The organism is Sphingomonas sp. Leaf62 (genome assembly GCF_001421915.1).
GTDB lineage: Bacteria > Pseudomonadota > Alphaproteobacteria > Sphingomonadales > Sphingomonadaceae > Sphingomonas.
Window position 1 is genome coordinate 27,981 of the sequence record NZ_LMLN01000005.1, and the last position, 9,866, is coordinate 37,846.

The window sequence follows — 9,866 nt, forward strand, 5'->3', positions numbered from 1 at the left end:
ATGACCTGGCTCCTCCGCATCCTGCGTTCGATGCTCGGCCAGATGGTCTTGCTGTCGATGGTGTTCATCATCGGTGGCATGTACGTCCTGACAGCGGGACCGTTGTCCGACCTGTCCGGCACGGGGCCGGCCGATCCACGCATTGCCGGCCTGTCCGCGTTGAACGGCGTGATGGCGGATGCGGTACGCCGCGGCGGTGATCCAACGCAGCTGGCGGCGCGGATCGATGGCAATCCGCTGATCCAGCAGGCGCGGCAGCGCAACGCCGGTTTCCAATATTTCGCTATGAGCGGCCCAGTACGGGTCGGGACCGCCGGACCGCGCTACCTCGACCGCAGCGGCGTCGCGGCTATGATCGCCGCCCGCCGCGCCGCGCCGGGGCCGGGCATCTGCGTCCGGTGGCAACGGACGTTCCGCCGGGCGCAGGGGATCGATCACGTCGGCTTTAACGATTGCGGCCGGCCGTTCTACCATGAACTGCGCGGGGTTGTTGCCCCGGCAGAAGTAGCGCAGCCGAATGCCGTCGCAGCATACGTGGGGAGGGTATGGTCGTACGGCGGAGAGTTCGTCCTGGCCGCGGCCGGCGTGCTCTTGATCTGCATCGCGATCCTGCTGTTCCACATCGTGCGGATCCAGCGGATAGCGCGGCTGGTCGGTCCATCGGAAGCGGAGCCGCGTGCGCGCCCGTTGTCCGAGCGGGGGCTACCGTCCGAACTGCTCCCGCTGGTCCGCGCGATCAATCGTATGATTACCGACGGTTCGGTGGACGAGCGCCGGCGACGCTTCTTCCTGTCCGCCGCGGCACACGAGATGCGGACCCCGCTGACGGTGCTGCGGACCCGGCTGGAGATGCTGGACGACAGCGAGGATCGCACGAAGCTGATCGCCGACGTGCGGCGCCTGTCGACGTTGGTCAACGACCTGCTGACGCTGACCCGGATCGGGGAACGGCCGCCCCTGCTGGTCCCGTTGCGCTTGTTCGGCGCCTGCCGTCGCGCTGTCGAGGGCATGGACCCGGTCGCGATGCGGCAGGGCGTGACCTTGCGTATTCAGGGGCGGGGAGAGGCCGAAATCCTGGGCGACGCCAGCCTGATAGAGACGGCGGTCACCAACCTGCTGGGCAACGCGATTGCCGTTACGCCGCCGGGCGGGGTCGTGGTGTTGTCCGTGACTTCTTCTGGTGCACTGACCGTTCGCGACCAGGGCCCGGGGATCGCACCTGAGCGGGTGCCGGAGATTTTCGAACCCTTCCTGCGCTTGTCCGATCGCCATAGCGGCTACGGGCTGGGCCTTGCCATCGTCAGGGCAGTTGTCGACCTGCACGATGCCGACATCGAGGTCGATGCCGCCGTGGGCGGCGGCACGCGCTTTACGATCCGGTTCGCGGCACTGCCGAAGCAGTAGGACGCGACGGAACGTATATCTGCAACTCGCCGCGCGGCAGGTCGAGCGCGAAACGTTCGAGCAGACCGAGCATGTCGATGCCTAGGATGATCCGCGGCCTCGTGTCGGTCGCCCCGGTAAAGGTCAGCGGCACGTTGCGGAAATTCACTGGGCCTAGCGATACCATGCCGACGGTGCCGCGCCGCACTGCCGCGCTGCCGGCCGTTGCGCCTGACATCGTACCGTTCGCCTTCAATCGGGGATCATCGCTTTTCCATCCCAAAGCCCGCAACGCTGCTTCGTTGGCGACACTGCCTTCGGCACCCGTATCGACGAGTGCGTCAATGACCACACCATCCACCGTAAGCGGAACGTGCAGCAGGCCGTTCCCTTGAAACACACCCTTGATTGTAGCGTAGCCATCAGGGGCGGGTCCCGAATTTGCCACCGACAATTGCCGGGCGACCAAGTCGAACGTAAGTTTGCGCCCGGAAAAAAGGTCCATGCCGACGATGCCTTTCGCCTGCGTGACGCCGATGCGTGGCAGCGCGATGAGGGTAGCGTCGCGCAGATCGAACAGGGGTGTCGTCATCCGGCGTATTGCAACGACTGGGGCAAGCGTGCTTCCGGCGGCGCCGTTGACCGTCACTGTTTCTCCCGTGGGCGGAAGAGCCAGCGATTGTGAGAGTGCCGTCGTCAGCAAGCTGGATTGTGCGCCCGTATCGACCAGCATGTCGACGGCCGTTCCTTCGTTGATCTGTACAGCGGTCATGGGTCGCTGCTTCATATCTAGCGCCAAAGGCGCCGAAGCCGGTGCCTGTAAGCCGTTCGCGAACGCAAACAGAGCAAGTATTAACGTCATCGTTTCGCCTCCGACAAGCCCTTAATCCGCGGCCGCACAACGTTGCAGCTACCGCAAAAGACTGACCCGAACCTGTCTCGACGCTTCACCCAAAGAAGGCCATAGAACGAGTTTAACCATATGCGCCATAGTCGGCGGCGCAATTGGTCGGTTGTTGCCCCCTAAAGGGTTGACAGGGCCTCGCGGGTTGTCGCGATGCACTCGCGGGGTACTCGTAGCCTAGGTGTTTGATCCCGCGGTTTGATGGTGCGATCCTTTCGTTGGAATGGAAGGAAGCGGCATGGGACAGGTACGTCATGGGAGCGCCACGACCACGGACGCCGTCCGAGCAGCAATACAGCGATCGCAAGCTTCGCTCGCGACGCTGAGCCGAGAGCTGGGGATCAACCCGAAGACTGTCGCGAAGTGGCGGAAACGGGCGACGGTCGAGGATCTGAAGACCGGGAAGGCCCCTCATTCAACGACCTTGTCCGAAGCGGAGGAGGCGATGGTTGTGGCGTTCCGGCGCCACACGCTGCTGCCGCTCGACGACTGCCTCTACNTCTGCAGCCGTCGATCCCGCACCTGACCCGGTCAGCGCTGCATCGTTGCCTGCAGCGGCACGGCATCTCCCGCCTGCCGGACATCGAGGGCGACAAGCCAAAGCGTCAACTCTTCAAGCGCTATCCCATCGGCTTCTTCCATATGGATATCGCCGAGGTGCAGACCACCGAAGGCAAACTGTACCTGTTCGTCGGCATCGACCGCACCAGCAAGTTCGCGGTCACCCAGCTGGTCGACAAGGCTGATCGACGGACAGCGTGGGAGTTTCTCGAACACGTGCTGAAAGCCGTGCCTTACCGAATCCACACGATCCTGACCGACAATGGCATTCAGTTCGCCGAGCAACCCCGCAACCGAAACACCGCCTGGTCGCGTCAGATGCGCTTCGACATGATCTGCGACGCAAATGGCATCGAGCACCGACTCACGAAACCGAACCACCCGTGGACCAACGGACAGGTCGAACGGATGAACCGGACTATCAAGGAGGCGACCGTCAAACGCTTCCACTACGAAAGCCACGACCAGCTGCGCACGCACCTCGCCGACTTCATGGCCGCCTACAACTTTGCCCGCCGGCTCAAGACGCTCAGCGGGCTCACACCCTACGAATACATCGCCAAGATCTGGACGTCAGAGCCAGACCGGTTCATCGTCAACCCGATCNACTAAATATTCGTAGCGGCTTTAACCCGGCCGTCCGCGACGAGGCAGGAAGGGCTTGGATCCGTTCCCTCGAACACGGCCACCGCGCAGCGCGCCGCAACCATGTTTGTGCGTGCCAGTCCTTCTTGTGTAGATGCTGCAGCATGGGGAGTAGCGATCACGTTAGGCAATGCGATTAGAGCCCGACTGACATCAAGGTAGGTTGGGTCGCTTTCGCTGACGAACGTATCAAGCGCTGCGCCGGCGATCGCTCCGGAGCTTAGAGCATCAAGCAGGGCATGGTCATCGACTAATCCACCCCGCGCGGCATTGATGAGAAATGCAGTTGGTTTCATCTTAGCCAGCGCATCTGCATCAATGAGAAAGCGGGTTTCTGCGTTCAATGGAGCATGAAGGGTGACGTAATCACTCTCCTTAAGAAGGGTATCGAGCTCGACATAGGTCACGCCTGGCCTATCGATGGAATCCGGGTCGGAGCGCGGTGCGACCACAAGAATGCGCACGTCAAATCCTTGAAGCCGTTGCACCAGACTACGCCCAATCCGCCCCATGCCGACGATACCCACCGTCTTTTGGAACAGATCGCTCCCGACCAGGATCGACCAGTCTCCTAAAAGCATCTTGGCCTGGGTTTCGCGCAGACGATGTCCGACGGCCAACATCAACGCCATCGTGTGGTCGGCAACCGACGCATCATTGCCTCCGGCCGCGATACAAACCACTTTCCCGAGATCTTCCGCCGCTGCGGTATCGACCCTTTCAAAACCAACACCGCGACGCGAGATGACCTGAAGATCCGGCAACGCTTCCATTAGACCCCGCGTGACGCGGGCATGGCCTACGATCCATCCGGCTGCATCGGTCAACAAAGCCACCAGTTCTTCATGGGACAGGTCACCATCGGCCCGCCCGGGCGGCAGGTCAGCCAGCACTACCTCGCAGCCGGCCCCTTCTAGATATGCGATTGTCGCGGGATCAATGAAACGCTGCGTGATAACCACTCGTCGCGTTGTCGCGGTACGTTCCGATGACGACTGGAAGTTCATGCCAGTGCCTCTGCGATCGCCCTTCCCGCGGTTGCGGTGTCGGCTGTACCACCCAAATCGCGTGTCCGTGATTGCGTATCGGATAGCGCGTGTTCGATAGCGTGTAACACCGCTGTCGCCGCCTCCGCCTCGCCAAGATGGTCCAGCATCATTGCGGCTGCCCATATCTGCCCCACAGGGTTGGCAATTCCCTGCCCTGCTATGTCTGGTGCCGAGCCGTGGACAGGTTCGAACAAGGAAGGGAACAGGCGCTCCGGATTGATGTTGCCGGACGGTGCGATACCGATCGTCCCTGTGCAGGCGGGACCGAGATCGGAAAGGATGTCACCGAACAAATTGGAGGCAACGACCACATCGAACCTGTCCGGGTTGAGCACGAAATGAGCGGTGAGGATGTCGATGTGGTATTTGTCCCAGGTCACATTTGGGTAGCTGGTCGCCATGGCCTCCACCCGCTCGTCCCAATAGGGCATCGAGATCGAAATCCCGTTCGATTTGGTGGCCGAGGTCAGACGCTTGCGTTCGCGCTTTGCCGCCAGATCGAATGCATAACGCAGGATGCGATCTACCCCGACACGGGTCATGATCGTTTCCTGCATGACAACCTCCCGATCGGTGCCAGGAAATATTTTGCCGCCAACCGAACTGTACTCACCTTCGGTGTTCTCGCGCACGACCACAAAGTCGATGTCGCCGGGGCTGCGTCCGGCAAGCGGTGAGGTGACGCCTGGCATCAACCGCACTGGCCGTAGACTGACATACTGGTCGAACTCGCGCCGAAATTGGATCAGGGATCCCCAGAGCGAGATGTGATCTGGCACTGTGTCAGGCCATCCCACCGCACCGAAGAATATGGCGTCATGCCCACCAATTCGGGCTTTCCAGTCTTCTGGCATCATGCGGCCATGCTCGAGATAATAGTCGCATGAGGCAAAATCGAAATGGTCGAATTGCAGGGTAAAGCCGTACCGCTTTGCCGCAGCCTCCAATACACGCATGCCCTCTGGGACGACCTCCTTGCCGATCCCGTCGCCGGGTATGCAGGCAACGCGATAGGTGCGTGACGACATGGTAGTGTCCTTTTGAAAGGGGTTGCTCAACGTTCAGCCGCCCGCGACGTGACCAAACAGTCGATGGTTCCAAGCTCGGCGAACTGCGCCACGCAGCGCTGACCGATCGTTACCTTATGGACTCCGGTTAGCGCCCCAGTGCTGACGATCTGCCCGCGTGTTAGCGGCCGGCCCAGTGCCGCAGCTTGGCCGAGGGCAAAGGCAAATGCGGGAAGCGGCCCGTCCGGCTCTGCCCATAGTGGGGCGGTGCCAACCGGATTGCCGTCAATCGTCACCTCAGCGACCTTGCCTGCCAGCGCGGTGAGATCAACCGACGGACCAAGGATCAGCCCACTGTTGTTACCAAAGGCAGTGATCGCGGCGAGCGCGCCAAGCGTTGGCAACGTAGCAAGCGCACTGCTTGCCGCCTCGACCACCAGTCGGACGTCGCCGATTAGCTCACGAGCGTCGTCGATTGACCAGTCACGCTGATCCGGGTCCGCGTCGTCACCAAGGACGAGTGCGATCTCCGCCTCGAACGCCGAGCTGCCGCCGGTATAGACGGGGACGTCCGACAGTGTGCTGGCGGGCACGATCGTGCGGGCAAAAATTGGGCCGATATAGCGGCTTGCACCGACCTGTTTGCGCCATGGATCGTTGATCTTAGCGACTTTCCAACCGCCAATGGCGTCGGACCAACGATCGATAGCGAGTGCTTGGGCGGCATAGGCGTCCGCGAGGGTTACGGGCGGTTCGCCTGGATAGGCAGAGATCGTCGTACCGGCATGGCGGGCAGCGATGAAGGTGTCGGCGATGGTCGACACGGTGACGGTGTCACTCTGAGGGTTCATGCCGCTACCTGCACCGTATCGCTGGCGACCAGCGCGGTCATGTTCACAATGCCACGCGTCGTTGTTGATGAGACGAGAACGTGCACTGGTTTCGACATGCCGAGCAGCATCGGTCCGACTGGAAGACCGCGCGTGATTGAGGTTGCGAGCGTCAGCGCAACATTGGCGGTGTCGAGCGACGGCATGACCAGCAGATTTGCCGGACCATCAAGGGTCGAGCTGGTGACGCTACGAGCGCGGATCGCGGCGTTGAGTGCACTATCGGCGTGCATTTCGCCGTCGATTGCGAGGTCCGGTGCCTGTTGCCGCACTAGCGCGAGCGCTTCACGCATTTTGCGCGCGCTTGGAGAATCTGACGCGCCGAAATTCGAATGCGACAATAAGGCTGCGGCAGGGATAATGCCGAAGCGACGTACTTGTTCGGCGGCCATCAGCGTCATTTCGGCCAATTGCTGCACAGTCGGGTCTGGGTTCAGGTGGGTGTCAGTGAAAAACAGGGTTCCGCCGTCGTGAATCAACCCAGTTAGTGCATAGGCGCGTGTCGCGCTGGCCACTCGCGGAATGATCTCCAGCACTTGGCGAGTTTCCTGCCACCAATCGGCGGGCGTGCCGCATAGCGCGGCATCGACCAGTCCCAACCGCAGTAGCATCGCAGCAGTGACGCTAGGCTGTTGCTTGACCCGTTTGCGCGCTGTGGTGGGAGGGACGCCGCGTCGCTCGACCAGTTCAGCATAGGCATCACCAAGCCTGACGTGGACATCCTCGCTACCCGTAGGATCGAAGATCTCAATATCCGTGCCCGGCTGAATGCGAAGGCCAAGCCGTGCGATCGCTGGCTTGATCACGGATGGCCTGCCGACAAGAACCGGTCGCGCCAGCCCCTCGTCGACAACAATTTGCGCAGCGCGTAGCACAGCGTCCGCTTCGCCGGCGGCATAGGCGACCCGCTTCGACCGCGCGCGCGCTGCCTCGAATACCGGCATCATCAATTGGGTTGAGCGATACGCGTAGCGGGAAAGGCTACCTCGATAAGCCGTCATATCGCTGATCGGCGCACGGGCAACGCCCGTCCGCGCTGCGGCTGCGGCCACAGCGGGGGCAACCTCCAAGATCAGGCGTGGATCGAACGGTTTGGGAATGATGTGGTCCGGACCGAACAGCAGAGGCTCTCCGCCATAGGCGTTTGCTACTACTTCGTCTGGTTCAACGCGGGCGAGACCAGCGATTGCCTCGACCGCGGCAACCTTCATCGCCTCATTGATTTCAGTTGCCTGACAGTCGAGTGCGCCACGGAAGATGTACGGGAAGCAGAGCAGGTTGTTGACCTGATTGGGATAGTCCGATCGCCCGGTGGCGATAATTGCGTCGGGGCGTTCGACGCGGACCACATCGGGCCTGATTTCCGGCTCCGGGTTCGCCATGGCGAGGATCACGGGCTTTGCCGCGAGCAGTGGCAGCCATTCGGGCCTGAACACGCCGGGGGCGGAAAGGCCGAGGAAAATATCGGTTCCCGCGATTACATCCGCCAGCGCGCGTGCGTCGGTCGTCCGGGCATAGCGCGCCATATTGGAGAGCATGGCCGTTCGACCGGCGTGGATGACCCCGTCGATATCGGTGAGCGTGACGTTGGCGACCTGCAATCCCAGCTCGACCAGCAGGTTGACGCAAGCCAGCGCCGCGGCGCCCGCGCCTGACGTTACAAGCTTCACGTCCTCGATCCGCTTGCCCTGTAACAGCAGCGCGTTGCGTACCGCGGCGGCAACGACGATCGCGGTGCCATGCTGGTCATCATGGAAGACCGGAATTTTCATCCGTCGACGCAACTCTGCCTCGATCGCGAAGCATTCAGGAGCCTTGATGTCCTCGAGATTGATTCCGCCGAACGTTGGCTCCAACGCGGCGACCGCATCGCAGAATGCCTTAGGGTCGTTTGCGTCGACCTCAATATCGAAGCTGTCGATCCCGGCAAACTTGCGGAACAGGATCGCCTTGCCCTCCATCACCGGCTTGGAAGCGAGCGGGCCGATGTTCCCAAGGCCAAGCACGGCGGTGCCGTTGGTAATGACGCCAACCAGATTGCCGCGCGCGGTGTAATCCTGGGCAGTGATCGGGTCCGCTGCGATCGCTTCGCACGCTGCCGCAACACCCGGAGAATAGGCCAACGCCAGATCGCGCTGTGTTTCCATCCGCTTGGTCGCGTGCACCCCCAGTTTACCCGGCACCGGCAGGCGATGATAATCCAGGGCGGCTTGCCGAAAGTCGTCGTCTATGCTCACAAGGCTTGTCCTCGAATCTGTCCGGGTCCGTCAGAAGCGGAAGCTTGCCCAGAGGGCGGCATAGGATGAATCCTGATATCCCGCCGCTGTTAGGCCGCTTTTGGCGAAGGCATGCTCGAGCCGGCCGGTGAAAGACAGGCGGGGGCTGACACTCCAGATTGCCTGCAACCGCGCCACGTCAACGGTGCGACGCCCGCCAACGCCTGCGGTTCCGGTGAAGGGCGTGCCGTTCGACCGGTAAACTGCGTCGCTGACCGTGTCTCGCCAAGTAAACTGATATTCGCCGGTCACGCGAAGCGTCCGGGTGGGCGAAACGGTCAGGCTCGGTGCGAGCGCCACAAGGTTCGTAGGCGTCAGATAGCCTTGGTAGCTATAGTAGATGTTGTTGCCATAGGGTGCGAAGGCGTTTCTGAGCTTGCTACCATCATACGCGCCGCCCCCCGTCGCGTAATCGAAGTGCAGACCTAGACGGGGGGCGGTATTCGCCTTGCCCAACCGGTATGTGCCGGCGAGCAGCACCTGCCATGCGTCTAGGGGGCGATCACCATAGCGGCCGCCCTGATGGTTGGTAGTCCAGTCGATTGTGAACCGACCTACATCACCCCATAGATGCGCGCCGACATATGTCCGCTCCTCACGTGCCTTTTCCGCGCCCCATGTCACGGCACGGTTGCGCAACCGCCAAACGAAGGGGTCAAGATAAAGCTTTGCGCCACCTAGCAATTGCTTCGGAAGTACGATCCCAGTCGTGACGCCGCTGAACCGTCGGCCCCAATCAATCGGATCGTCACCGATCCCGCCGTTGCCATAGGTCGTGTAATAGAGGTCGAATACATCAGCACGTAGTGTCGATCCTCTTGCCCATGCTCGGACGCCGGTCAAACTGGTTTGCACGGTGTTGTTGTCACGGTTGGCGACTAGAAGGTTCGCTCCGTCGATAAATACCTGTCGGCCGACACGAGCCCCAACATCGACCTGACCAATTTCCGTGGTGCCATCAACGAACGCCTGTTGCACCAGCAGCTTGTTTGAGAGCGTACCCGATGGCAAACCAATGTTTTTGCCATCCATTGGTCCTCGCGCGAGTTCGCCGAAAGCGCGGAAATGTTTCCCTAAGTGCAGATCCGCACCTAGGGTCAGGACCCATTGATATGAGGATCGCGATCTGATTCAGGCTCTGCGAGGAGACC

The 9,866-nt window shown here is 61.5% G+C and carries 6 protein-coding genes and 3 pseudogenes; 3 read left to right on the forward strand and 6 right to left on the reverse strand.

The window, feature by feature from the left end:
* The gene (locus ASE91_RS19865) at window positions 1–1,404 is read left to right on the forward strand and encodes a sensor histidine kinase (protein ID WP_056623091.1); all 1,404 of its coding nucleotides are present in this window, start codon (window positions 1–3) and stop codon (window positions 1,402–1,404) included.
* Here the strand turns inward: ASE91_RS19865 and ASE91_RS04325 are convergent.
* Complete coding sequence (locus ASE91_RS04325; protein ID WP_056623094.1) at window positions 1,370–2,155, reverse strand: retropepsin-like aspartic protease; 786 nt, start codon at window positions 2,153–2,155, stop codon at window positions 1,370–1,372. The two genes, ASE91_RS19865 and ASE91_RS04325, sit on opposite strands and share 35 nt — an antisense overlap.
* Window positions 2,156–2,525: 370 nt before the next feature.
* Between ASE91_RS04325 and ASE91_RS20430 the strand changes: the two are divergent.
* Window positions 2,526–2,786: pseudogene (locus ASE91_RS20430) on the forward strand (IS481 family transposase); the annotation flags it as partial.
* Window position 2,787: 1 nt separating this feature from the next.
* Window positions 2,788–3,454, forward strand: a pseudogene (locus ASE91_RS04330) (IS481 family transposase); the annotation flags it as partial.
* A 68-nt stretch (window positions 3,455–3,522) separates the two neighbouring features.
* On the opposite strand, the pseudogene ASE91_RS04335 reads toward ASE91_RS04330, so the two are convergent.
* The 5 genes and pseudogenes from ASE91_RS04335 to ASE91_RS04355 form a co-directional block, all read right to left on the reverse strand.
* Window positions 3,523–4,500 (reverse strand): annotated as a pseudogene (locus tag ASE91_RS04335) (phosphoglycerate dehydrogenase); the annotation flags it as partial.
* Window positions 4,497–5,570, reverse strand: coding sequence for a tartrate dehydrogenase (locus tag ASE91_RS04340; protein WP_056623109.1), 1,074 nt, complete (start codon window positions 5,568–5,570; stop codon window positions 4,497–4,499). The gene ASE91_RS04340 and the pseudogene ASE91_RS04335, both read right to left, overlap by 4 nt.
* A 26-nt stretch (window positions 5,571–5,596) precedes the next feature.
* The gene (locus ASE91_RS04345; RefSeq protein ID WP_156357657.1) at window positions 5,597–6,373 is read right to left on the reverse strand and encodes a 2-keto-4-pentenoate hydratase; all 777 of its coding nucleotides are present in this window, start codon (window positions 6,371–6,373) and stop codon (window positions 5,597–5,599) included.
* A gap of 23 nt (window positions 6,374–6,396) precedes the next feature.
* Window positions 6,397–8,670 carry an NADP-dependent malic enzyme gene (locus ASE91_RS04350; RefSeq protein ID WP_056623112.1) on the reverse strand — a complete coding sequence of 758 codons (2,274 nt, stop codon included), beginning with the start codon at window positions 8,668–8,670 and terminating at the stop codon, window positions 6,397–6,399.
* A 36-nt stretch (window positions 8,671–8,706) separates the two neighbouring features.
* A complete protein-coding gene (locus ASE91_RS04355) occupies window positions 8,707–9,846 on the reverse strand; it encodes an alginate export family protein (RefSeq protein WP_082453802.1) in 1,140 nt (379 codons plus the stop codon).
* Window positions 9,847–9,866: the final 20 nt, after the last annotated feature.

Excerpts from the sequence above, each read along its gene's own strand:
- ASE91_RS19865 (WP_056623091.1), top strand. The coding sequence starts at position 1 with ATGACCTGGCTCCTCCGCATCCTGCGTTCGATGCTCGGCCAGATGGTC.
- ASE91_RS04325 (WP_056623094.1), bottom strand. The coding sequence starts at position 2,155 with ATGACCGCTGTACAGATCAACGAAGGAACGGCCGTCGACATGCTGGTC.
- ASE91_RS04340 (WP_056623109.1), bottom strand. The coding sequence starts at position 5,570 with ATGTCGTCACGCACCTATCGCGTTGCCTGCATACCCGGCGACGGGATC.